Genomic DNA, 24,487 nt, shown 5'->3' with positions numbered 1-24,487 from the left:
GTCTTCACCATTGGGCTAACAGCGATTAGCCCATGATTATCCTAAACTTTATCATCTCTTCGCTCTCAACATATCCCTCTTAAAACCTGATTTCAGCTTAGTTTTCCGCATGCTTTCGCGCAAAAACCTTTCATTTCAATTCTATTTTCTTTTATTTTTAATATTCATTTTGAAAGGTTTATCTTTCAAAGTGTGATCTATATGCAATAAATAGATCTAAAAAATGATTATGGTAGTGCACATGGCGACAAACAAGATGCTGAAGTTCATTCTGATACCTCAGTGTTTTGAAACCGCTTTAGCACGCGGAACATTACATTTCTTTTGAAAACAAAAGTTTATAAAAACAGCCATAACCTCGATTACAGGAGAAGCAGAATGATTGAACTTATAACCCATGGAGCCGAGTGGTTTATCGGACTCTTCCAAAAAGGGGGAGAAGTTTTTGTTGGAATGGTCACCGGGATTTTACCTTTATTAATTAGTCTGTTAGTTATCATGAATGCTCTGATCAAATTTGTCGGTCAGGACAGAATTGAGCGATTGGCACAGCGTTGCGCGGGTAACCCCGTTTCTCGTTATCTGTTATTACCACTGATTGGTACTTTTGTATTCTGTAACCCGATGACATTAAGTCTCGGGCGCTTTATGCCAGAAAAATACAAACCAAGCTATTACGCCGCTGCATCATACAGCTGTCACTCAATGAATGGTTTGTTCCCACACATCAACCCAGGTGAATTATTTGTCTTCCTCGGTATAGCCAGTGGCTTAACCACACTGGGCCTGCCATTAGGTCCATTAGCGGTGAGCTACTTCTTGGTCGGGTTGGTTACCAACTTCTTCCGCGGCTGGATTACTGACCTGACGACCACCATTTTCGAACGCAAAATGGGCATCCGCCTGGACCGTAACGTACAACTTTAATATGTAATTCAAATACATACTGTGTGGAGCAGATCATGAGTGAGTTTATCCGGATTGAAAAAGGCGAAGGCGGTTGGGGCGGCCCATTAGAGTTGCCAATCGTCCCCGGCAAAAAAATTGTCTATATCACTGCGGGTACCCGCCCGGCCATTATTGACCGCATTAGCGAACTGACTGGCTGGGAAGCAGTTGATGGATTCAAAGAAGGCGAACCACCGGCGGAAGAAATCGCCGTCGCCATTATTGACTGTGGTGGCACGCTGCGTTGTGGTTTGTACCCGAAACGTCGTATACCAACCGTCAACATCCATTCAACCGGTCAATCCGGGCCAATGGCGCAATACATTCTGGAAGATATCTATGTTTCCGGTGTCCGTGAAAAAAACATTCAGAAAATCAGTAAAACCGCCAGTGCAACAGCAGGATCCACAGTAGAAGCCGCGCCTAAAGCGGCGGAAACAATCGCAGCCAAAAGTGGCCGTGATTACGATACCAGTAAGAAAATCACCGAGCAAAGTGATGGTTTGCTGGCGAAAGTGGGCATGGGCATGGGTTCAGTGGTTGCCGTGTTCTTCCAGTCGGGCCGCGACACGATTGATACCGTACTGAAAACCATCCTACCGTTTATGGCCTTCGTCTCGGCATTAATCGGCATCATCATGGCATCCGGTTTAGGTGACTTTATTGCCCATGGCTTAACACCGCTGGCCAGTAGCCCGATTGGATTGGTGCTCTTGGCTCTGATTTGCTCCTTCCCATTGCTGTCACCGTTCTTAGGCCCAGGGGCCGTTATTGCGCAAGTTATCGGTGTATTGGTTGGGGTACAAATTGGTTTGGGAAATATCCCACCACAATTAGCCCTACCAGCGTTATTTGCGATTAATGCTCAGGCGGCGTGTGACTTTATCCCAGTTGGTTTATCTCTGGCAGAAGCGAAGCAAGATACCGTGCGCGTTGGGGTTCCATCAGTCTTGGTGGGTCGTTTCCTGACAGGTGCGCCGACAGTCTTGATTGCTTGGGCAGCATCAGCCTTTATTTATCAGTAAAGCATTATCAATAAAACAGAAGCATTAGATTTTCTGTAATACATTCAACGGTTAAGGATGTACGTATGAATACTATTTATCAGACAACCATTATCAATATCGGTGACAGCGCCCGCGAGGCGCTGCTAGATGACATGCTCATCACCTTCCGCGAAGGGGCCCCTAAAGATATTGAAGAGTTCTGTTTTATCCACCAGCACAGCACCACTGATGGGGAATTACAGGCAGGCAACATTATGGAACTGGCCGAACAGCGCTATGTCATCACCGCCGTGGGTGAAGTGGCGACTCAGAATCTGCGCGAACTGGGCCATATCACTATTCGTTTTAATGGTGATGAACAGCCAGAGTTCCCCGGTTCCATTCATGTTATCGGCCCGACACCGACTGATATCCCGGTCGGCAGTTCGTTGAAATTTATTCGCTAATTTATTTATTCATTTATATCCGACGTCATTGGAGTTGCAGCGAACACCGCTGCAACTCCAAGTACCGAGGATAAATTGGGAGGTCGTTATGTCACAAGTAGCAGTAGTGATTGGTGGTGGACAAACTCTGGGGGCATTTTTGTGCCATGGTCTGGCCGAAGCAGGTTATAAAGTGGCAGTTGCTGACTTAAATTCAGATAACGCACAGTTGGTTGCTGACCAGATTAATACCGAATATGGCGCAGACAGCGCACAAGGTTTCCAGGTTGATGCAACCAATGAAAGCAGTGTTCAGATGTTAGCTAAAGCTGTCGATCAGCGTTTCCATCAAACAAATCTGCTGGTTTACAGTGCCGGTATTGCCAAGGCCGCGCCTATCACTGATTTCCCGCTGGATGATTTTGACCGCTCACTGCAAGTGAACCTGGTAGGTTACTTCTTATGTGCGCGTGAATTCTCCCGCCTGATGATCCGTGATGGAGTTGCCGGTCGCATCATCCAAATCAACTCCAAATCAGGTAAAGTGGGCAGCAAACACAACTCGGGTTACAGTGCCGCAAAATTTGGCGGAGTGGGTCTGACTCAATCATTAGCACTGGATTTGGCGGATTACGGCATCACCGTGCATTCACTGATGTTAGGAAATCTGTTGAAATCGCCGATGTTCCAGTCACTTTTACCGCAGTACGCCGCTAAGTTGGGTATCGAACCGGAAGAAGTTGAAAAATATTACACTGATAAAGTCCCACTAAAACGTGGCTGCGATTATCAGGATGTTCTGAATACTCTGCTATTCTACGCCAGTGATAAAGCCGCATATTGTACCGGCCAATCCATTAACATTACCGGCGGGCAAGTGATGTTTTAAAGCCACGAGTTCTCAAGCCCGAATCACTGACTCGCACCAGTGATTCGGGTGGCAAATCTGCCGAATGCAGCTAACACCGCAGAGGCGTCAAGAAAAAGGGTAAATTATGTCTCCTACATCAGCACTGATCAGTATTGTTATCATCGCCTGGGTACTCCAGATCTTACTCGGATGGTGGCAAATTAATCGCTTTAACCGTGCTTTTGATAGGCTCTGTCAGCACAGTCAATCAGTTGGTGTTGGCCGTTCTGGCGGTCGTTTTAAACCCAGAGTCGTGATGGCGCTGGCTTTTGATGAAAATATGCGTGTCAGTGACAGCATGATCATGCGGGGAATCAGTGTTTTTGCCCGCCCTCGCACATTACCGCACCTTCATGGGTTGCATCAGCAGGATTTAATCCCGGATGTGATCTTCCCTACGGATACAGCATGTCAAACTGCACTATCATTAGCGATTAAACCGAAATCATGATATTTTCACAATGAAAGTTATTCTTTTTCATGTGAAAGTTATGCCTGAAAAAGAGGCAATGGAAATACTTGAGCAGGAATCGTTATGAAACCAAAGCAGCGACAAGTCGCTATTCTGGAATATCTCCAGCAGCACGGTAAAACGGCAGTTGATCAACTTGCCGCCCATTTTTCAACCACCGGCACGACAATCCGCAAAGATTTAACCAGCCTTGAAAATGAAGGGGCGGTTATTCGTACCTACGGCGGAGTTGTATTAAATCGTGATGATGTTGAACAACCCATCGACCGTAAAACGCATATTAACACCGAGAAGAAAAAGCAAATCGCTAAAGCGGCCAGTAAGCTGATTAAGGATGGCGATAGCTTGGTTTTTGATGCGGGCAGCACCGTACTGCAAATGGTGCCGCACCTGACCAAGTTCAACAACATTACGGTGATGACCAACAGCTTGCATATCGTCAATGAGCTGGTTGAGCTGGATAATGATCAAACTATCTTGATGCCCGGCGGCACTTATCGTAAGGGCTCAGCTTCCTTTCATGGCAGCCTGGCCGAATCTGCTTTTGATAACTTTAGCTTCGATAAGCTATTTATCGGCGCAGATGGTGTCGATTTAAAAGCAGGTGTCACCACGTTTAACGAAGTTTATCATGTCAGCACCGCTATGTGTCACGCCGCTAGCCGTATCATTCTACTGGTCGACTCTTCTAAATTTGGCCGTAAAAGCCCAAATGTAGTTTGTGCGCTCAGTGCCGTCGATACCTTGATTACCGATAAAGGTATTAGTGACGAATATTTGCAGGAATTACAAAAAATGGGCATTAACATCATTCTGGTAGATAAAGATGACTAATCCACTGCTTACCTATGCCCGTGAAACTCTGGAAATTGAGCTAACAGAAGCCCAGCGCTTGTTATCACGTTTGGATGATAATTTTGTTCAAGCTTGTGAATTATTACTGGCTTGCACCGGCAAAGCGGTTGTTTCTGGCATTGGAAAATCTGGCCATATTGGCAAAAAGATTGCCGCCTCACTGGCCAGCACCGGGACTCCAGCCTTTTTTGTTCACCCCGCCGAAGCATTGCACGGCGATTTAGGCATGATTGGCCCACAAGATGTGCTGATTTTTATCTCTTACTCAGGGCGGGCCAAAGAACTGGATTTGATCTTGCCATTGCTGGCAGACAGTCACATTCCCGTGATTGCTATCACCGGGGGGAAGGAGTCGCCATTAGCGCTCGGGGCCGCTTGTGTGCTGGATATCAGTGTGGAGCATGAAGCCTGTCCGATGGGGTTAGCGCCGACATCAAGTGCCGTCAATACCCTGATGATGGGTGATGCACTGGCAATGGCATTAATGCGACATCGTGGTTTCAATGCTGAAGATTTTGCGCGCTCGCACCCGGGAGGCAGTTTGGGTGCGCGGTTACTCAACCGAGTTCATCATTTAATGAGAACTGGCGAGCTTTTGCCGATGGTGAATGAATCGGACAGTGTCATGGAAGCCATGCTGGAGCTGAGCCGCACAGGATTAGGGCTAGTGGCTGTTTGTGATCCAAACCAACGGGTCGTTGGGGTGTTCACAGATGGTGATTTACGCCGCTGGTTAGTGAAAGGGGGCACTCTGCAACAACCGCTAGTGGGCGCGATAACTCGACCGGGTTTCCGATTACCTGAGCAATGGCGGGCCGGTGAAGCTTTGGAAGCACTGCACCAGCATCATATTAGTGCCGCGCCGGTGGTTAATCTTGATGGGAAATTGGTTGGCGCTATCAACTTGCACGACTTGCATCAAGCTGGTGTAGGCTGATATCCCGTCATCTTTCAAATTGCAGGTGTGTTGGTTATTTCTCACTTGCCACTATCCTGCAATTTGAAAAAAATCAAAAATCAGTGCCAGTTAGGATCTTGTCCTAATTGCTTTTTCAGCATGGCCTGAACACTCTCACTTGGACGCCCCAGCCATTGATAAGTGGAAAATTTGCTCGGCGTATCAAGGGCTTCCGGCTTATCATCTACCGAAACTCGCATCCCCCATGCTTGCCAAACTTGTTTTTTGTCCCGGCTGAAGGCAACCCACATAAATTGATTACTGCAATCATGGGGTTTACAAATCCGCCCCACTTTATATTGCTGCCCTTCCCAGCTTATTACCTCATACGGCGCGGACGTCCCGACGCCTTTACGCGCCCAAGCCGGTAAATTTTTCTGGCTCTTCACCATTTTTTGCCAGCTATTTTTATACACCGGCTGCTGCAAAAGGTCTGCGGTGGTGGGAAGCGGTTGGGCCGCTGCGGGCTGAACAGATGCTGAGCTTGCTGGAGCCGAGGCAACATTCGCCACTGGCTGCGCGAAAGCCCAGGAACTGACACTGAGTATCGTCGCAGCAACTAGACAATGGAGGGTTTTGTGACCTTTCATTATCGAAAATCCTTATTATCTGATTAATCTACTCGCCAGGTATTCAACTGGCCACTGTGCAACAAATTTGCATGCGTGATATTAGTTTGCATGTCTATGACCCGTAACTGTAGAAAAAGTTGATCCATAGCACGAATTTTCATCCTAATTCTCGTTATACCGCAATCGGTATGACAGCTTGATGTAAGATATAAACCAGACAATGTTGAATTGATAACCATACTCCACATTATTCAAATTGCAGGAAAGCGGCAAACAAGTGAGCCCGATGAGTTGCCTCCAGCCAATGATTCGGGGGGAAACCTGCCGAGAGCGGCCAACGCACATGCAACTTGAAAGATGACGAGTCTATTCCCGAAAAGGCCATGCCATGTTGACCCTTGAGTTACCCGAAGCCCCCGAGAAGTTGTATTACTCTGCCGGGGATGCCCATCCGCTAGACAAGCTCGAGAGTGATAAAATCGTCCAAATGGTGATAGACCTGGATGTCGCCAATTCTGACAGTGAACATTACGTCACGGGTTGGATGGGGCTAAATAGCGTGGTGATAATACGGAATTATCAAAATAAACGCGGCACGGCCAATGGCTTTGTAGTGAACAAAGGGGACCGCTATCGGCTGAGCATTCAGTCGATTGAATTCCGTATCCCTAAGGTGGTGTTATGGATGAGTTTTCGCCGCAAGCCCCGCACCATGGAGTTAATTACTTACGAAACACTGGGTGACCAACCTAGCGGCATGCAGCAATACCGTAATATCCTCGAAGAAGAGTTACGCCAACAGCTGGATAGTGATTGGCGCGAACTGAATGATTATTTGGGTGCTGCTTGTTGGCAAATCGAAAATGACGTCCCATTGTGGCGACAAGCGCATCAAGAAATAACATTGGATGCCATCAGCCAACTCGCTGCGGCCCCCATTTTCCGGACCAAACACTTACAAGCTGATGGACATTATGCCGGTTTCTGGGCAGGAGAATACTTTTTTGCCATCAGGCAACCGACGGCAGATAACCCATTGCCAGCAGTACAAATTTCCTGGCGAGAAGATGAAAAAGACATCGGCAGCTATCAGTTTGACTTGATCAAAGATGAAGCGGGTAATCCGAAGCTCCTGCTGTGTATTCGCCCGCGTAAAGGAGCCGAAAGTTACTTACTTAACCGTTTTGATGCTCATCATTTGCAGCGTGCCATCGCGATATTTACGATGACACAGCGCTATTTACTGGCGCAAGAATAGCAGTCATTTCGAGGAAAAAGGGGATTACCACCATTGGTGGAAATGATGCACCGGCCCGATCCCCTGCCCCACTTCCAGGGTGTCGGCTTGCTCCAATGCCCCTTGCAGATAATTCTTGGCCGCACTTACCGTATCGACCCAATTGGTGTGCCGTGGCCGCAATGCGGCGAGGGCTGCCGATAAGGTACAACCGGTGCCGTGGGTATGGCGGGTATCAACCCGGCGAGTGACAAAACGCTGTTCACCCTGTGCGGTAAACAGCCAGTCCGGGCTTTCCTCACCGCTCAGATGCCCTCCTTTCATCAATACCCCCTGACAACCTAATGCTAACAATGCCCGCCCCTGCTCACACATTTCCTGCTCATTATCAGCCGGATTGCAATTAAGTAATGCCGCGGCCTCCGGCAAGTTAGGGGTTATCAAGGCCACCTGAGGAATCAGTAAACGGCGCACCGCATCAACAGCGTCGGGGGCCAGCAAAGGATCACCACTTTTGGCAACCATCACCGTGTCTAGCACCACAAACTCTATGGGATAGCGACGCAGCTGCGCGGCAACAATATCAACAATTTCAGCATTTGCCAGCATGCCGATTTTGGCGCTATCAATACGCACATCACTCAGCACCGAATCCATTTGAGCAGCAACAAAAGCCGCGTCAATAGAATAAACCAACTGCACGCCACGGGTATTTTGTGCCACCAAAGCCGTGATAACACTGGTGCCATAGGCCTGTAATGCAGAAAAAGTTTTTAGATCAGCCTGAATACCGGCACCGCCGCTCGGATCAGTTCCGGCAATGGTGAGTGCATTTATACGTTTCATGAATACGCCCCCACAATCATATCGGCATGCGATATTGTGAATAGCAAGGTGTGAGTCGTGATAACTGAAGAAAAAACGGCAGGTTGAACGAACATATTCCTCCTAACCGGCGGTCAAGAAGGCGGTACCTGGCGGTGCCGAGACTTCCCTACGCTGGTATAATCCAGATCAGGTAATACGGGTAATATCTCAGCCATATCACTATTTGTGACAGGCACCCCGAGTCAGAATTGTTATTATCACGGGCTGGTGATAGAAGATCAATCACGTATTCGCTCACCCCATGTTCAACGCAGCCGTTTGGGAGGGATAAAACAAGGATGAGTATCAAGATTCGTGAATATCAAGAGAGTGACCGGCCATTTTTGCGCACCTTGTATTTGGCATCACGTCGGGCCGCATTTAGTTGGTTGGATGGCGAGCATTTTCGTCTGGAGGACTTTGACCGCGTCACTCTTGGGGAGACTATTCTGGTCGCCATTGAGGGTGAGTCTCACGCGGGTTTCGCTTCAATATTTATGGAGGAAAGTTTCCTGCATAATCTGTTTGTTGACCCCAAAGCCCAGCACAGTGGAGTCGGGCTGGCGTTATTGCAAGCAACACAGCATCGGTTTAACAGCCATGGCTCATTAAAGTGCCTGGCAAAAAACCAGCATGCACTGGCGTTTTATCAAAAAAATGGCTGGGTGGCCATTGCGACCGGTAAGAGCAATGACGGTGACTATGTTTTAATGCATTGGCATAATGAAAAGATTAAATAAGAATTAATATTGATAATGTGGTCTAAAAAGCAAAACGGGGAGCCGAAACTCCCTTATTTTTGTTCCTTACTGTTCGCGTAGTGTTTTGACATCCTCAGCTTTTATATTCAGTGCTGGTTGCCCAAACTGTTGCAACAGATAATTACTCAAACTAACCACCTGCTCATCAGTCAATGTATTAGCAAAACCGGGCATAAAGACTTCACCGTCATTGGTTTTCCGCGACACACCATGGAGAATGACATTAATCAGGTTATTTTGAGTGGAAGCCCCAACTACCGAGTTTTTCATCAGTGATGGGTAATAACCGTCTTTCACACCCTCGCCGGTAAAACTGTGGCAACTGGCACAATTGCCCAGATACAAACGCGCACCATCGGTGTGGTTATCTGCCGTGAAAGGCATCCCGCGTAAGGTATTAACACTGGTTGCCGACTGCCCCCAATCCGAACGGCTCTTGGTTTCGTCATCCGGATTTAAGGGTTTTAGGCTGCGTAAATAAACCGCCATCGCGTTCAGATCACTCTCAGTCAGATGACGAGTACTGTTTTCAATGACTTCCGCCATCGGCCCAGCCGCTTGTGCTTTACCGTCGACATGGCCGCTACGCAGATATTGCACAACCTGTTCCTGACTCCAGCCCCCAATCCCGGCATGTGGGTCTGAGGTAATATTGAATGCCGTCCAGCCATCAATCTCTGCACCGGCATAAGCTTTGCTGTCTTTCATTCCCATGGTGATATTGCGCGGGGTGTGGCATTCACCGCAGTGACCCAATGCCTCAACAAAATAAGCACCCTGATTCCATTGCGCATCTTTGCTGGTATCGGGTTGGAAGCGCTGCCCCTCAAAGTTCACCAAATTCCAGAACCACAATCCCCAGCGCTGATTGAACGGGAATGGCATGTCATTCTCGCGATTCGGCTGATGTACCGCAGGCAAACTGAACAGATAAGCTTTGATGGCTTTGACGTCATCATCTTTCAGCAACGTATAGGAGGTATAAGGGAATGCGGGATAAAGATTCTCGCCGTTTTTGCCTTTCCCTTCATGCAAGGCACGCAAAAACTCCTCATCCGTCCAATTGCCAATGCCGGTTTCTTTATCCGGAGTGATATTAGGTGAATATAGGGTGCCCATCGGGGTTTTAAATGCCAATCCGCCGGCAAAGGGTTTGCCATCCTTAGTGGTATGGCACGCCACGCAGTCGGCGGCTTTAGTCAAATACTCGCCACGCGCAATCAAGTTAGCATCCGCACTGCTGTAGCCGCTGACAGTTAATCCTAATGCAACAAACAAAAATTTCACTGAGTGGCCCAGGGTTGGTTTTTTCATCTTACACCTCGGCCTTTAATGTTTCAGCGATACGCAAAGAGAGTGCTGCAATCGTCAAAGTACAGTTCACTGAACCGACAGTTGGCATCACACTGCTGCTGGCGATAAACAAATTTTTGTGGTCATGAGTACGGCAATCACTGTCCACGACGGAATCTTTCGGGTCATTGCCCATGATGGTGGTGCCAGTGATATGGTTATTGTTAGCAAAGTTATTGTGGAACTGAACTTCTGTGCCGCCCATCAGCCTTGCCGCCTCGGCATAAACTTGCTGAGTATGTACGGCACTTTTGCGCACATAATCATCCATCGCATAGTAAAACTCTGGCTTAGGAATGCCGATGGCGTCTTTTTCTGTCGGGCTAGGAATAATGCGATTTTCTACATGCGGTAGGATTTCGTGGAAACTGTCGAACTGCACAAATCGTGCCGCCCGATCGCGGATTTTAGCATCAAGCTGTGGCCCAAGCTGTAACTCCCCTTGCTTAAGCAACTCAATAGTGACCTGATCAGTGCGAGATAAGTTAGATAAATGAATCTTTTTCGCGGCATATTCAGCACGGAAAGCGCCATCACGAAAGCCAATCAAAGACGTCATTTCCTGCGGGCCGCGCCCCGGCCATAGCGGCTCATTGGCCATAAAGGTAACGCCCGTCCCAGGGTGGTCCATCAGATTGCGCCCGACCATATCGGAGCTATTCCCCACACCGAGTGGGTTTTTACCACTGGTGGACATCAGCATCAGCTTCGGCGTTTCAATACCATTGGCCGCCAGTACAAAATATCGCCCTTCGGCGCGATGCTCATGGCCTTGCGCATCTTTAAACAGTGCGGCAGTAATCTGCTGCTGGTCATTCACTTCCAGTTTATAAACCACGGCTTGTGGGCGAATAATCGCACCAGCAAGCTCTGCTTTTTCAACATGAGTGATGGCGTTATACATCGCCCCTATCGGGCAAATTGGCATGCAGTTATTGTTACCACAACAGGTAGGTCGGCCATCATAAGGGCGGCTGTTACGCGCAACCGGCTCAGTGACAACATCAAAGTGACTGCCATTAAAAGTGTGGCTGTTTAGTACAGTTTTAATGCGCTGTTCATTCCACGATAACGGCAGCGGGGACATCGGATAAGGCGCGCTGCGCGGTGACCCCAAGTCTTCATCACTCGGCCCCCAAACACCTAACTCCTGCTCGGCACGTAAATACCACTTTTCCAGCGTCGCATAGTCAATTGGCCAGTCGCGCCCAACACCATAAATAGTTTTTAGCTTGAAATCATTTGGCAGGAAACGCCAGGCCGATGCCGCCCAATGCCAGGTGGTGCCTCCCACGGCTCGTATATATTGCACATCATATGGGTGTTCACCCTTTTGAATCAGATAGTTATTATTAGGATTAGATTCGGGATGAGGAGCATAAGATGTTGAAGGGTAAGGAGCCATGTTGTCCGATTTGTCGGGCTGATTGCGGAAGTTTTCCACAATTTCCCAGCGAGAAAGGCGCGGCCCCGCTTCTAAAACCAATACCGATTTGCCCGCCATGGCCAATTGATGAGCAACTAATCCGCCCGCGACACCCGAGCCAATGATGACGATATCCGCCTTTAGTATGTCAGCCATAAATGTATTCTCCAAAATTATAAGGCGACATCAGGCTTTGCAGCCCAGTATCCGGGTTTATTCGGGCAATAAGAGCGAATAACCAACACATCGGATACCGCATCGAACATCAACGCATTTTCATAGCTGATAACTACCGCGTCAGTTCCTTCACCAATGACCCCCACATACCAACCTTGCAAAATCTGCCGGGCAATCTGCTGTTGTAATGGTGACCATTGCTGAGGTTCACCGGCGGGCAAGGGCTGTAACAAGGCCAGTTTCTGATCAAAGCCACCGATTTTACCGAGTAATATCTGATAGATACGCTGACCTACCTGCGCATTGAGTTGGCGTTTGCCGGTCAATGCACGGGAAACCAACATAAATCGTTCCAGGTTCTGCGGCGAGGTTTGGGTTGATGCTGCGAAAGCATCCAAAGAGAGGGGATTCATCAGGCTGCTGACCAGCCCGACGCCAACATACCCGAGCAAACGACGACGTGAAATACCGCGCAACTGGGGTATCGGAGAGCGAGTTACCGACATGTTTTTTCTCCACAAAAGAGCACGCACGCAGTATTCATCTGTTGACGATATAGACATGCTGTTAAGCGGCATGGCGTTAACAGACGCGGGTTACTGCGGGCTAAACTACCGTGCGAAACACCCTACGGCAGTGGCAATCTTGACTAATAGCGAATGGATTTCCCGCCTTATGGCGATGTGAGTTATAAAATAAAGATGTTAAACATTTAGTTTAGTTGTAAAGATTCGTCAAGATTATACCTCCATAATGGAGGGGTAAAGTTAAATGTGATGTGAGTCACATTTTGTAACTATGAAGGTGAGTTATTCCCCCATTCGATTAATACATCAACACGATTAAGAATATGCGCAGCTTGATACCAAATTTTGGTGTATTCGGATGAGCCATAAGCATATAAAAACGCAACTAATAGCGCTTTTGTTTGCTCCAATACAGTGTTGTCAGTTGGCTGTTCCCTATTTTTTTCAACAAGCGTTTTTAGTGTTTCAACTTCTTGCAAAAAATCCGCCGACTTATTCGTCCATTCATCTCGATGTAGCCTCTGCGCTATTTGCGACAGCAACCAAGGAATATAATAACGACTGAGATGGGTATTCTGTACGTGATAATCAGTTGAAGACCAACTGGTATCTGCTCCCCCACAGTGAACATCCTTGTTATCACTTATGTTTCTGAGTTCACATACTCGCTTTTCCATATCAAGGAAATGAGCCAATGCCTGATTATTAATGAATATTGCATCCTGAGGTTTTCGTTCATTAAAATGAATAGCCTGACCAATACGCTCACCTAACTTTGGCCCAGTTAAGACACCCCGAAAGTTCATTTTTTGCGGATTTTCATTAATATAGAAACTCAAGACTTTATTTTCAAAACCATTAACTAAATAGTGATAATTCTGGTCCCTTATAAAACCCCATCGATGAGTATACCGATTGTAAGCAATGCCATTGTCGCAACGGTATTCAATAGAGTTATCACTATAACTGCTGCGGCTATAGGTGAAATTGATAGGTGAGCGCTCATCAACTTGGTTATTTATCAATGAGAGACATGCCGCTTCTGTTAGCATCCGCTCATTACTCAATTTGTTATAAGAGATTAATGCTTTTGTCTCTGCGTTATAATAAACATACATCCCTATTTCATCACCCCCCAAATAGATATTAATGTCATCAGTTGTATTGAGATGATTAACGAAAATATCTTTATGACCAACTTCATTTAATGACTCGAATGTTTCTTTATATTGTAGAAAAGGCCTTACGGCAGATAACTTCATTCTCTCAATGTAAGCATCGTCAAACCATATTGTCTCTCTATTAGTTTTAACTTTTGGTTGATGACTTGGCGCGCCGCGGCCGGGGAGATGATTCATAACTCTGGGTTTGGTCTTTAAACTCACATAAAAACCGCCCTCATCCAAGGATAAGGCCGTTCCCGTCCCTTTATTAACCAACACTATTTTGCCTTCTATTTTTTGTGGTGACCAAATCTGCCCTGTAGTCCCCATATCACAATAACTAAATGCGACATCAGCTTTTAAATTCCCCTTTCTGAGATCTGCTGGCAGCAAACAATAAATATTGCGATCAAAGCCTTGGCCGCTAAAGGCTGTCATGATTTGCCCTGTATGGCTATAAAAGATAGAGGAGCTTTGGCTGTCGATATCTGTCGGTTTCTCCTTGCGACTTAATAGTATATTGTGCCCACGACTCAAGTAATAATCATAACTAAGATGTTTTTCTTGAAAAATATTGGAGTGATAATTAAAAATAATCTTTTTATTACTCGAGTATATTTTTTTAGGCATGACGCGATAAGAACTTATATCTGATATTAGTCCGTACTTCTCCAATTCAGCAGCATTAGTATTTTTATAAAGGGATACTGATTTTCCCATAAATGAAAAATCACTAAAAACATCAACCTGAAAATTTAGCGGTATTTTAATAGATGAGACATTGTTATTCCACTGAGTAAATAGCCATTCATCCTCAGTATAATAGGGCACGCAAAATCTCTTCCCTCCCCCTTTCTCAGTATAATTATCACCAGAATAAAAGCAGACATTATCATCATCAAAATCATTGGATATGGCATTGAATGTGATAACAAATAATACATATAATATCTTACTAATCTTATTATTAATATTCATGCTTCACCTTCAAAGAATAAGTCAGCAAAAACATGCTTTGTGCATGAGACTGGGCGTAATAATTTACACGTTTATATTCACACAGCCACAGGCAACTAGGAAGAATAATCGGCTAAAAAATTAGTTCATTTTTTATTTATATTTAAATAGAAAAGTATAAATACAGCTCACTTACAACCAAGATAGAAAATAAAAAGCCCCCGAAATATCGGAGGCTTTATTTATATCAAAGACAATATCTTATTAAGGGAAAATCATTCCCACTCAATCGTCGCAGGGGGTTTACCACTGATATCGTAAACCACACGAGAAATACCATTAACTTCATTGATGATGCGGTTTGATACGCGGCCAAGGAAGTCATATGGCAGATGCGCCCAATGTGCAGTCATGAAATCGATAGTTTCAACCGCACGCAGTGAAACAACCCAATCATATTTACGCCCATCGCCCATCACGCCGACTGAACGAACCGGCAGGAACACGGTAAAGGCCTGGCTGACTTTATTGTACAAATCGGCTTTGTGCAGTTCTTCAATAAAAATGGCATCGGCACGGCGCAGTAAATCACAATATTCTTTTTTCACTTCACCGAGAACGCGCACACCCAAACCTGGGCCTGGGAATGGATGACGATACAGCATGTCGTATGGCAGGCCCAATTCGAGGCCGATTTTACGCACTTCGTCTTTAAACAGCTCTTTCAGCGGTTCTACCAGCCCCAGTTTCATCTCTTTCGGCAAGCCGCCCACATTGTGGTGAGATTTAATCACATGCGCTTTGCCCGTCGCAGATGCTGCTGATTCAATGACATCTGGATAAATAGTGCCCTGCGCCAACCATTTCACTTGGTCTTGTTTGCACGCTTCTTCGTCGAATAACTCAACAAAAACGCGACCTATAATCTTACGTTTTGCTTCAGGTTCATCTACGCCAGCCAGTGCTGTAAGGAAGCGCTCTTCCGCTGCCACATGAACAATGTTCAGACCGAATTTATCACCGAACATTTCCAGCACTTGATCCGCTTCATTCAAACGCAACAGACCATTATCAACAAATACGCATGTCAGACGTTTACCAATAGCGCGGTGCAGCAGCATGGCAGTCACGGATGAGTCAACACCACCAGACAGACCAAGAATCACATGGTCCTCACCAATTTGCTCACGCAAACGCACAATCGCATCTTCAATAATGGTGGCCGGCGTCCACAATGCTTCACAAGCACAGATATCCAGAACGAAGCGCTCTAGCAGACGTTGACCTTGCTTGGTGTGTGTCACTTCAGGGTGGAATTGCACACCATAAAAGTGCTTTTCTTCATTGGCCATAATGGCAAACGGACAGGTATCGGTGCTGGCAACAGTGACAAAATCAGACGGAATCGCGGTCACTTTGTCACCGTGGCTCATCCAAACATCCAGCACTGCTTCACCAGCTGGATTGATGGCATCTTTGATATCACGGATAAGCGCACTATCAGTTTTAATTTCAACCTGCGCATAACCAAATTCGCGCTGATTTGAACCTTCGACTTTGCCACCCAATTGCATCGCCATGGTCTGCATGCCGTAGCACACGCCCAACACCGGGACACCCGCTGTGAATACATAATCAGGCGCTCGTGGGCTGTCATGCTCAGTGGTGCTTTCAGGGCCGCCGGAAAGAATGATGCCGCTTGGATTAAATTCGCGGATTTGAGCTTCGGTCACGTCCCACGCCCAAAGTTCACAATAGACGCCAATTTCACGAACTCGGCGTGCTACTAATTGGGTATATTGCGAGCCGAAATCAAGAATCAGAATGCGATGTTTATGGATATTTTTTGTCATGTGCGGCAAATTCCAGATATTAAAATAAAAAATAGTCATCTGATGACCAGCACCAGATGACTAATTAACTTGTTATTAGCCCATGCGGTAGTTTGGTGACTCTTTAGTAATCGTCACATCATGAACATGGCTTTCTTGAATGCCAGCACCACTAATACGGACAAATTCAGCTTTGGTGCGCAATTCATTGATAGTGGCGCAGCCGGTCAGCCCCATACATGAACGCAGGCCGCCCATTTGCTGATGCACAATCTCTTTCAGCAGACCTTTGTATGCCACGCGCCCTTCAATACCTTCCGGTACCAATTTATCGGCAGCATTATCGGTTTGGAAGTAGCGATCTGAAGAGCCTTTGGACATCGCGCCCAGTGACCCCATTCCGCGGTAAGATTTGAATGAACGGCCCTGATACAGTTCGATTTCACCTGGAGACTCTTCAGTCCCAGCCAACATAGAGCCGACCATGACACAAGAAGCGCCCGCCGCAATGGCTTTGGAAATATCACCAGAGAAACGAATACCACCGTCGGCAATCACCGGAATACCCGTACCTTCCAGCGCTTCGACCGCATCGGCAATCGCCGTAATCTGTGGAACACCAACACCGGTCACAATACGTGTGGTGCAGATTGAGCCAGGGCCGATACCCACTTTAACCGCGCTGACACCAGCATCGGCTAAAGCTTTCGCTCCCGCGCCCGTCGCCACATTACCGCCAACGATTTGCAGGTTAGGATATTTAGCGCGTGTTTCGCGAATACGTTGCAAAACGCCTTCGGAGTGGCCGTGAGATGAGTCGATGAGCAGAACATCAACACCAGCAGCAACCAGAGCATCAATACGCTCTTCATTGCCAGCACCGGCACCAACAGCAGCACCAACACGCAGACGGCCATGCTCGTCTTTACAAGCATTAGGTTTGCGTTCTGCTTTTTGGAAGTCTTTTACTGTGATCATGCCGCGCAGATGGAAGCTATCGTCAACAACCAGGGCTTTCTCGACACGTTTTTCATGCATTTTTTGCAGAACAACTTCGCGGGCTTCGCCTTCTTTGACTGTGACCAAACGCTCTTTCGGTGTCATCACCGCAGTCACGGGTTGATCCAGGTCAGTGACAAAGCGAACGTCACGGCCAGTAATGATGCCAACCAGCTCGTAGTCTTCGGTCACTACCGGATAACCGGCGAAACCGTTACGGGCGGTCAGTTCTTTAACCTGACGGAGGGTGGTCGTTGGAGTCACAGTCTGTGGTTCAGTAACAACACCACTTTCGTGTTTTTTCACGCGGCTGACTTCTTCAGCCTGGCGCTCAATGGACATATTTTTGTGGATGAAACCTAAACCGCCCTCTTGTGCCAGCGCAATGGCCAGACGAGCTTCGGTTACGGTATCCATTGCTGCGGACAGCATAGGGATATTCAGGCGGATAGTTGCAGTCAGTTGAGTACCAAGTTCTGCCGTATTAGGCAAAACTGTGGAGTGGGCTGGAACCAGGAGAACGTCGTCAAATGTTAGAGCTTCTTTCGCGATACGTAGCATGGGCAATATCTCACCAAGGTGGATGTAAAAAGATAAAATATTGCCGTGGCATTATACAGAGCGTAATCGGTTGCCTCCAGCACTTTCTCATTATTTTTCTTGCCAAGCGGTTTGAGGCAGGTAATATCGATCAATTAAGTGCTTGTTTTAAAATTTGATCCAGGTCACATGTCACAAAATTCTGCTTCATCAATTTTTACTGTCAGCCGCCTTAATCAGACGGTGCGACAGCTGTTGGAAATGGAAATGGGCCAAATTTGGCTCACTGCCGAGATTTCCAACTTCTCCCAACCTTCGTCTGGTCACTGGTATTTCACCTTAAAAGATGACCGGGCGCAGGTTCGCTGCGCGATGTTCCGTAACACGAATCGCCGCACAACGTTTCGCCCGCAAAATGGCCAGCAAGTGTTGGTCAGGGCGTCAATCACGCTGTATGAGCCCCGTGGTGACTATCAGTTAATTGCCGAAAGCATGCAGCCTGCCGGTGATGGATTGCTGCAACAGCAGTTTGAGCAGCTTAAACAGCAACTGGCCGCAGAAGGGCTTTTCGACCAAAATCACAAGCAATCTCTGCCCAGCCCCGCCAGGCAAGTCGGGGTGATAACCTCATCCAGCGGTGCCGCGCTGCACGATGTTTTGCAAGTTTTGCAACGCCGCGACCCCTCTCTGCCAGTGATTATTTACCCGACCGCGGTGCAAGGCGCTGATGCGCCACTTCAAATAGTCCGAGCCATTCAATTGGCTAACCTGCGGGGTGAATGTGATGTATTGATCGTCGGGCGCGGGGGTGGTTCACTCGAAGATTTGTGGAGTTTTAATGACGAGCGGGTGGTGCGCGCTATTTTTAACAGTCGAATTCCCATTGTCAGCGCGGTCGGCCATGAAACCGATGTCACTATCGCGGACTTTGTTGCAGATTTACGCGCCCCAACCCCTTCAGCCGCCGCCGAGCTTGTCAGCCGTAACCAAATTGAGTTAGTTAGGCAAATTCAGGGGCAACAGCAGCGGATGGAAATGGCAATGGATTATTATCTGGCGCAGCGTAGCCAGCAATTCACCCGCCTTGAACATCGGCTGCAACAACAACATCCGCATTTACGACTGGCGCGTCAGCAAACACTCCTGCTGAAGTTACAGCGCCGCTTGGAAGAAAGCGCACAAAGCCAAATTCGCTTATTAAGCCGGCGTACTGAACGGCTACAACAGCGCTTAGTGCAAGCTCAACCTCAAGGCCAAATCCACCGTTATCACCAGCGGGTGCAACAGCAAGAATACCATTTACGGCAAGCCTTAGAACGCCAGCTTAATAGCTATCGTCAGCGCTTTGGTATCGCCTGCTCGCAATTGGAAGCAGTCAGCCCATTGGCAACGCTTGCCCGTGGCTATAGCGTCACGCAGACCCCTGAGGGTGCTTTGCTCAAAACCACCAAACAAGTGCATACCGGCGACAAGCTCACCACCAGATTGCAAGATGGTTGGGTGGAAAGTGAAATCACGCAAATCAATGTCGTAAAAAAGCGCCGCCAGCGCAAAACAGCCGACTAACGAAATAGCTGCCTGCAAATGACAAATTGGGCGCAGCTAGCAACCCTCTAGCTTCCAATATGAAGGGTGTAAAGAATTCTGTTGACCAATCAGACTATCGGCAGATAACTAAAGCGCACGCGGCTCTTCGAAATCAGTCCGTGGCCATTCTGACAAAAATAATCAACCGCACCACATGCCTTCAACACTTGCAGGGATTTAGCACAATCAGGGCACACTGCTTGTTGCTGAAAGTTGCCATGGCAGTTAGAGCAGTGAAAGTGGCCACTCACTTCCGTCATTGCTTTCTCACAAACCGGGCATAACGCATCCATAATTTCTCTCCGACAAATTGATGAAAACTTACATCACGCCCAGCGAACGTAAGAAGTAAATCCCGAGCGCAGTAGTGAAAAATGAGCCAACCGTGGTGATGGCAATAATATTCGCCGCAAGTGTAGCATTCCCCCCCATGGCCCGGGTCATGACATAACTGCCCGCAGCAGTTGGGGTCGCGGAAAACAGAAAAACAATACCTAATGTTGCGCCACGGAATCCCATCAGCACCCCCCCGAGCGTCATCAATATTGGTACGATAAATAGTTTTGCTACTGAGGATAATGCCGCCACATTGGAAGAACGGAACATTGCATGCCAATCAAGACTCGCGCCGGTGCAAAGCAATGCCAGAGGAAGTGCCAAGGCTGAGATATAACTGCCAGTCTGCACAATCACCGGAGGAATAGGTAACTGGGTTTGAGCATAAGCTAAACCGCATACCAGACCAATAATCAATGGGTTAGTAACAATACTGCGCAACAATGCCAATTTGCTGATTTTCCCGCCCTGCCCACTTTGTAAGCTACGGGTCAATGTTATTACTGACAACATATTAAATAATATCACCGTCACCGTCAGGTACATCGACCCCAGCGCAACGCCTTCATCACCATAGGCCGTCATAGCAAACGCCAAACCGACAATCGCGGTATTCGCCCTGAAGCCGCCCTGCACGAACACACCGCGCTCTCTTGGGTCTTTTACCAGCCACTTGGCAGCAATCTCAAGCAATAGGAATGTCAGTAAAGTGCCGACAGCACCGTAGATAACCAAGGGTAAGTTATCCATTAAACTGACGTGATTGGTGGCAACGCTGAAAAATAGCAGGCAAGGTAGCGCCAGGTTGAAGACGACCCGAGTCGCACCGTCGCAGAACCGATCATCCATCAAACCACAGCGCCGTAACAAAACACCGAGTAACATCATCAATAGGTTAGGTACTGTTACACCGAATGCAAAACTCCAGGTTTCCCAAGACATGGCTGGCGTTCAACTCCTTTTGTTGGCGAGTAAATGGCCCATGGTGCAGATTACCAAAACGATTTGTTAAAAAATCATTGGCTAAAAATGCAAAAAGCGCGGGATGCCCGCGCTTTGCTGTCTTTATTTACTTACTTTTTTTCAGGTGCGACATCAAACGTTTACGTTTGCGCATCTGATTTGGCGTCAAGGTATTGCGCTTACCCGCAAACGGGTTCTCACCCTCTTTAAACTGAATGCGAATTGGCGTACCCATAACTTTCAGTGAGCGGCGGAAATAATTCATCAGATAGCGTTTGTAAGAATCTGACAAATCAGTCACTTGGTTACCATGGATAACTACAATCGGTGGGTTATAACCACCGGCGTGAGCATATTTCAGCTTCACACGACGACCACGAACTAACGGGGGCTGATGGTCTTCTTCTGCCATTTGCATGATACGGGTCAGTAAGGAAGTACCCACTCGCTTGGTTGAACAGTCATAAGCTTCCTGAATGGATTCAAACAGGTTACCTACACCACTCCCGTGCAAGGCAGAAATAAAGTGAATTCGGGCAAAATCGACGAAACCAAGGCGCAGGTCTAGCATATCTTTAACCTGCGCGCGGGCTTCTTCTGTCATGCCATCCCATTTGTTGACCGCAATAACAAGTGAGCGCCCACTATTGAGGATAAAGCCTAACAGAGACAAATCTTGATCTGAAATACCATCACGGGCATCAATAACCAACAGCACGACGTTGGAATCTTCAATTGCCTGTAAGGTTTTAATAACTGAGAATTTTTCAACTGTCTCAGTAATTTTACCGCGTTTACGCACACCCGCAGTATCAATCAGAATATATTCGCGCTCATCGCGGGTCATTGGAATATAAATACTGTCACGGGTGGTACCCGGCAGGTCATAAACCACCACACGATCTTCACCGAGGATACGGTTAGTTAGTGTGGACTTACCTACGTTAGGACGCCCGACAATCGCCAACTTGATTGGCAGAGTTCTCGGGTCGAAATCATCTTCTTCGTCTTCTGGGATCTCGTCTTCGTCAGCTTCCTGCGCTGCCCAATAGGCCGCATTAGCTTCTTCGTCTGTCAACTCAACTTCAGGCTCTTCGGCGTCCATATAAGGCGCCATAACATCTTCAATCAGTTGAGTCACACCACGGCCATGGGAAGCCGCGATAGCATGAACTTCACCTAAGCCTAATGAATAGAAATCAGCGGCAGCAGTATCTGCGTCAATACCGTCAGTTTTGTTGGCAACCAGGAAAGTGGCTTTCTCACGGCTGCGTAAATGCTGGGCAATGCCCTGATCCGCTGGCATCAGCCCGGCGCGCGCATCAACCATAAACAGGACAATATCAGCTTCTTCAATCGCCAATAACGATTGACCCGCCATCTTGGTTTCTACGCCATCTTCTGTGCCATCAATACCTCCGGTATCGATAACAATAAACTCATGACCCTCGACCTCGGCACGACCATACTTACGGTCACGCGTTAGCCCGGGAAAGTCCGCAACTAGCGCATCACGAGTGTGCGTTAAGCGGTTAAATAAAGTGGATTTACCCACATTCGGGCGCCCGACCAGCGCGATGACAGGTATCATTTTTTGGAGCCTCATTACTTAATTTTCAAAGCGTTACAGCGCTGTATCGAATATTCAACAGCGCAGTTTTTAGAAGACAAACGGCCCCTGAATATCAGGAGCCGCTTTAAACCCTTCATCCTTGAAGTTGCAGCAGTGTGACTTACTGCAACACCAAGGTACTCGGGTATTAGCCTGTAGACAGGCGCTAAATCAGAATTAACGGGTGAACGCGTAGACCGTGCCGCCTCTTGCCTGCACCAGCAACTTATCGCTGGCAACCACAGGCGCACTCAGGAAACCAGAGCTGTCTACACTCTGTTGAGCAACAAAACGGCCATCATCGGTATTCACCCAGTGCAGATAACCTTCAGCATCACCTACAACCAGATAACCATTATACATCACTGGCGCAGTCAAGTTGCGATGTAATAAATCGCTTTGACTCCAAAGGGTTATCCCGCCATCAGTCTTCAATGCGACAATACGGTCATTCTGATCGACCAGATAAATGCGGCCACCGTCAACAATGATGTCATTGACTGAGCCCATTTCGCGTTTCCATAGAATCTGACCAGAGCGCAGATCTAATGCGGTCAAATTGCCGTTATAGGCCAAAGCATAGACAACACCGTCAACCACTACTGGCGTGGTATCGACATCATTCAGGCGGTCAATTTCAGTGGTCCCAGTCACTTGGGAAATACGCTGTTGCCAGATCAACTGGCCCTGCTCCATCATAACCGCACTTACGCGACCGTTATCACCACCGACAATTGCAGCACCAAATGCAACCGCTGGAGCAGACTCACCACGCAGAGATAATGCGGGTGTATCCAGGTTTAATGTCCACTTAATAGCACCGTCAGATTCATTCAGCGCTTGCAGCATGCCATTTGACGTGTGGATCAGCACCACACCATCACTGACAACCGGGCGGGACAATGCTTCGCCAGCGACGACTGTCTGCCATGCAACTTTACCATCATCAGAGTTCAGCGCATAAACCACGGCTTTCTCACTGCCGACATACACATGGGCACCAGAAGCTGTTACGCCACCAGATAACATTGCAGAACGGTTGCTGGAGAGGAAGTTGGTTTTCTCAGACAGGTCGGTTTGCCAAATTTGCTTACCGCTATCAGCTTCCATAGCTTTCACCAGACCTTTACGGTCGGCGGCATAGACAGAAGTCCCCTGCCAGGCTGGGCGCAGATGAGAATAATAATCACCAATGCCACTCCCCACAGAAGTGCTCCACACTTTAGTCGGCGTGAATTGATTTTCAACTTTTGGCAGTGGCGACATGGTAACCACATCTTCTTCACTGTTAAACAGTGAACAACCACTCAATAGGGCAACAGATACCAGTCCTACTAAGAGTGTTTTACGCAATTGCATGGGAATACCCCTTAGCTGGACAAATTATTCAATTTCATGCGCAGCAAAGCTTGCAGCGCCTGAGAAGCATTTGATTCGACGCCTTTACTGTAAGCTGCTCGTGCACCTGCGGTGTCACCTTTGCTTAATAATGCATCGCCACGAACATCTTGCGCCATCGCCGTCCAGCCATCACCTTGCACTGCATCCAGTGTTTTCAATGCTTCATCTGGTTTTTTCAATTGCAGTTGCAGACGAGCAAGACGCAGATTAATCAGCGACAGCAGGTTTTCATCTTTTGTCTGGCCCAATGCTTGGGTCAGTTGCTGTGCCGCTTTATCAAACTCGTTTTGCTCAACAAAGTGATGAGCCAACTCTAACCCGGCAAGTACGCCGTAGTTATTTTTATTGCCCTGAACAAATTTTTCAGCAATAGCAACACCATCAGCACTGTTCGCTGACAAAGCATTGCTGGCTTGCTGATAGGCAGAGGAGGCTTCCGTCAAGACAGTGTTTTGATGACTCTGCCAGTAACGCCAACCCACTAGTGCACCAATCCCGAGCACCACACCCACGGCCAGCGCTTTACCATTTTCACTAAAGAAACGGCGCACTGCATCAACCTGGTCATTTTCAGTGGTATAGACTTCCACGGTGTCTCTCTC

General features: G+C 47.6%; 23 protein-coding genes and 1 riboswitch. Of the genes, 10 read left to right on the top strand and 13 right to left on the bottom strand.

From position 1 onward, the window contains the following. Positions 1-378: 378 nt before the first annotated feature. From srlA to gutQ, 7 genes are all read left to right on the top strand, one after another. Positions 379-927: a PTS glucitol/sorbitol transporter subunit IIC gene (gene srlA, locus F0T03_RS05865; protein ID WP_145557466.1), complete on the top strand. Its 549-nt coding sequence runs from the start codon at positions 379-381 to the stop codon at positions 925-927. 35 nt (positions 928-962) lie between these two features. Further along, positions 963-1,973 (top strand): PTS glucitol/sorbitol transporter subunit IIB, encoded by a 1,011-nt coding sequence (srlE, locus tag F0T03_RS05860; RefSeq protein WP_145557468.1) that lies wholly within the window; start codon positions 963-965, stop codon positions 1,971-1,973. A gap of 65 nt (positions 1,974-2,038) precedes the next feature. Then, complete coding sequence (srlB, locus tag F0T03_RS05855) at positions 2,039-2,401, top strand: PTS glucitol/sorbitol transporter subunit IIA (protein WP_145557470.1); 363 nt, start codon at positions 2,039-2,041, stop codon at positions 2,399-2,401. An 88-nt stretch (positions 2,402-2,489) separates the two neighbouring features. Continuing rightward, entirely contained in the window at positions 2,490-3,269 is a 780-nt protein-coding gene (gene srlD / locus F0T03_RS05850; protein WP_159677432.1) for a sorbitol-6-phosphate dehydrogenase, read from the top strand. Between the two features lie 106 nt (positions 3,270-3,375). Further along, entirely contained in the window at positions 3,376-3,741 is a 366-nt protein-coding gene (gene gutM / locus F0T03_RS05845) for a transcriptional regulator GutM (protein WP_145557473.1), read from the top strand. Between the two features lie 84 nt (positions 3,742-3,825). After that, positions 3,826-4,596: a glucitol operon DNA-binding transcriptional repressor SrlR gene (gene srlR, locus F0T03_RS05840; protein ID WP_038635260.1), complete on the top strand. Its 771-nt coding sequence runs from the start codon at positions 3,826-3,828 to the stop codon at positions 4,594-4,596. Beyond that, positions 4,589-5,554 carry an arabinose-5-phosphate isomerase GutQ gene (gutQ, locus tag F0T03_RS05835; RefSeq protein WP_145557475.1) on the top strand — a complete coding sequence of 322 codons (966 nt, stop codon included), beginning with the start codon at positions 4,589-4,591 and terminating at the stop codon, positions 5,552-5,554. The genes srlR and gutQ overlap by 8 nt, the downstream gene beginning before the upstream one ends. 80 nt (positions 5,555-5,634) lie before the next feature. Here the strand turns inward: gutQ and F0T03_RS05830 are convergent, their stop codons facing one another. Then, positions 5,635-6,165, bottom strand: coding sequence for an inhibitor of vertebrate lysozyme family protein (locus F0T03_RS05830; RefSeq protein ID WP_159677431.1), 531 nt, complete (start codon positions 6,163-6,165; stop codon positions 5,635-5,637). 370 nt (positions 6,166-6,535) lie between these two features. Here F0T03_RS05830 and F0T03_RS05825 point away from each other — a divergent pair, with 370 nt between their 5' ends. Further along, positions 6,536-7,405, top strand: coding sequence for a hypothetical protein (locus tag F0T03_RS05825; RefSeq protein ID WP_162526888.1), 870 nt, complete (start codon positions 6,536-6,538; stop codon positions 7,403-7,405). A gap of 24 nt (positions 7,406-7,429) precedes the next feature. Here the strand turns inward: F0T03_RS05825 and thiD are convergent, their stop codons facing one another. Then, positions 7,430-8,230, bottom strand: a complete 801-nt coding sequence (thiD, locus tag F0T03_RS05820; protein ID WP_159677430.1) for a bifunctional hydroxymethylpyrimidine kinase/phosphomethylpyrimidine kinase — start codon at positions 8,228-8,230, stop codon at positions 7,430-7,432. A 128-nt stretch (positions 8,231-8,358) separates the two neighbouring features. Beyond that, a riboswitch (TPP riboswitch) is annotated at positions 8,359-8,462 on the bottom strand. An 88-nt stretch (positions 8,463-8,550) separates the two neighbouring features. Between thiD and F0T03_RS05815 the strand changes: the two genes are divergently transcribed. Beyond that, positions 8,551-8,991 carry a GNAT family N-acetyltransferase gene (locus F0T03_RS05815; RefSeq protein WP_145557482.1) on the top strand — a complete coding sequence of 147 codons (441 nt, stop codon included), beginning with the start codon at positions 8,551-8,553 and terminating at the stop codon, positions 8,989-8,991. A gap of 66 nt (positions 8,992-9,057) precedes the next feature. On the opposite strand, the gene F0T03_RS05810 is transcribed toward F0T03_RS05815, so the two are convergent. From F0T03_RS05810 to guaB, 6 genes are all read right to left on the bottom strand, one after another. Next, positions 9,058-10,326 carry a cytochrome c gene (locus tag F0T03_RS05810; RefSeq protein WP_162526887.1) on the bottom strand — a complete coding sequence of 423 codons (1,269 nt, stop codon included), beginning with the start codon at positions 10,324-10,326 and terminating at the stop codon, positions 9,058-9,060. Position 10,327: 1 nt separating this feature from the next. After that, on the bottom strand, positions 10,328-11,947 hold the full coding sequence (locus F0T03_RS05805; protein WP_159677429.1) for a GMC family oxidoreductase: 1,620 nt from the start codon (positions 11,945-11,947) through the stop codon (positions 10,328-10,330). Between the two features lie 17 nt (positions 11,948-11,964). Next, positions 11,965-12,474: a sugar dehydrogenase complex small subunit gene (locus tag F0T03_RS05800; protein ID WP_162526886.1), complete on the bottom strand. Its 510-nt coding sequence runs from the start codon at positions 12,472-12,474 to the stop codon at positions 11,965-11,967. Positions 12,475-12,764: 290 nt separating this feature from the next. Beyond that, positions 12,765-14,636: a hypothetical protein gene (locus F0T03_RS05795; RefSeq protein WP_159677427.1), complete on the bottom strand. Its 1,872-nt coding sequence runs from the start codon at positions 14,634-14,636 to the stop codon at positions 12,765-12,767. Between the two features lie 254 nt (positions 14,637-14,890). After that, positions 14,891-16,468 (bottom strand): glutamine-hydrolyzing GMP synthase, encoded by a 1,578-nt coding sequence (gene guaA, locus F0T03_RS05790; protein ID WP_159677426.1) that lies wholly within the window; start codon positions 16,466-16,468, stop codon positions 14,891-14,893. Positions 16,469-16,543: 75 nt separating this feature from the next. Continuing rightward, positions 16,544-18,007 carry an IMP dehydrogenase gene (gene guaB / locus F0T03_RS05785; protein ID WP_145557492.1) on the bottom strand — a complete coding sequence of 488 codons (1,464 nt, stop codon included), beginning with the start codon at positions 18,005-18,007 and terminating at the stop codon, positions 16,544-16,546. Between the two features lie 168 nt (positions 18,008-18,175). Here guaB and xseA point away from each other — a divergent pair, with 168 nt between their 5' ends. Next, positions 18,176-19,552, top strand: coding sequence for an exodeoxyribonuclease VII large subunit (xseA, locus tag F0T03_RS05780; protein ID WP_159677425.1), 1,377 nt, complete (start codon positions 18,176-18,178; stop codon positions 19,550-19,552). Between the two features lie 89 nt (positions 19,553-19,641). Here the strand turns inward: xseA and F0T03_RS05775 are convergent, their stop codons facing one another. From F0T03_RS05775 to F0T03_RS05755, 5 genes are all read right to left on the bottom strand, one after another. Further along, a complete protein-coding gene (locus F0T03_RS05775; RefSeq protein WP_145557496.1) occupies positions 19,642-19,866 on the bottom strand; it encodes a zinc ribbon domain-containing protein in 225 nt (74 codons plus the stop codon). A 28-nt stretch (positions 19,867-19,894) separates the two neighbouring features. Beyond that, positions 19,895-20,851: an AEC family transporter gene (locus F0T03_RS05770; RefSeq protein WP_159677424.1), complete on the bottom strand. Its 957-nt coding sequence runs from the start codon at positions 20,849-20,851 to the stop codon at positions 19,895-19,897. 127 nt (positions 20,852-20,978) lie between these two features. Further along, the gene (gene der / locus F0T03_RS05765; protein ID WP_145557501.1) at positions 20,979-22,463 is read right to left on the bottom strand and encodes a ribosome biogenesis GTPase Der; all 1,485 of its coding nucleotides are present in this window, start codon (positions 22,461-22,463) and stop codon (positions 20,979-20,981) included. 198 nt (positions 22,464-22,661) lie between these two features. Then, positions 22,662-23,843 carry an outer membrane protein assembly factor BamB gene (bamB, locus tag F0T03_RS05760; protein WP_145557503.1) on the bottom strand — a complete coding sequence of 394 codons (1,182 nt, stop codon included), beginning with the start codon at positions 23,841-23,843 and terminating at the stop codon, positions 22,662-22,664. Positions 23,844-23,854: 11 nt separating this feature from the next. Then, a complete protein-coding gene (locus F0T03_RS05755) occupies positions 23,855-24,475 on the bottom strand; it encodes a YfgM family protein (protein WP_145557506.1) in 621 nt (206 codons plus the stop codon). Positions 24,476-24,487 lie beyond the last annotated feature (12 nt).

Source organism: Yersinia canariae (genome assembly GCF_009831415.1).
In the GTDB taxonomy this organism is placed as follows: Bacteria; Pseudomonadota; Gammaproteobacteria; order Enterobacterales; family Enterobacteriaceae; genus Yersinia; species Yersinia canariae.
Note: the sequence above shows the minus strand (reverse complement) of the source record. Positions and strands in the feature narration are given on the sequence as shown.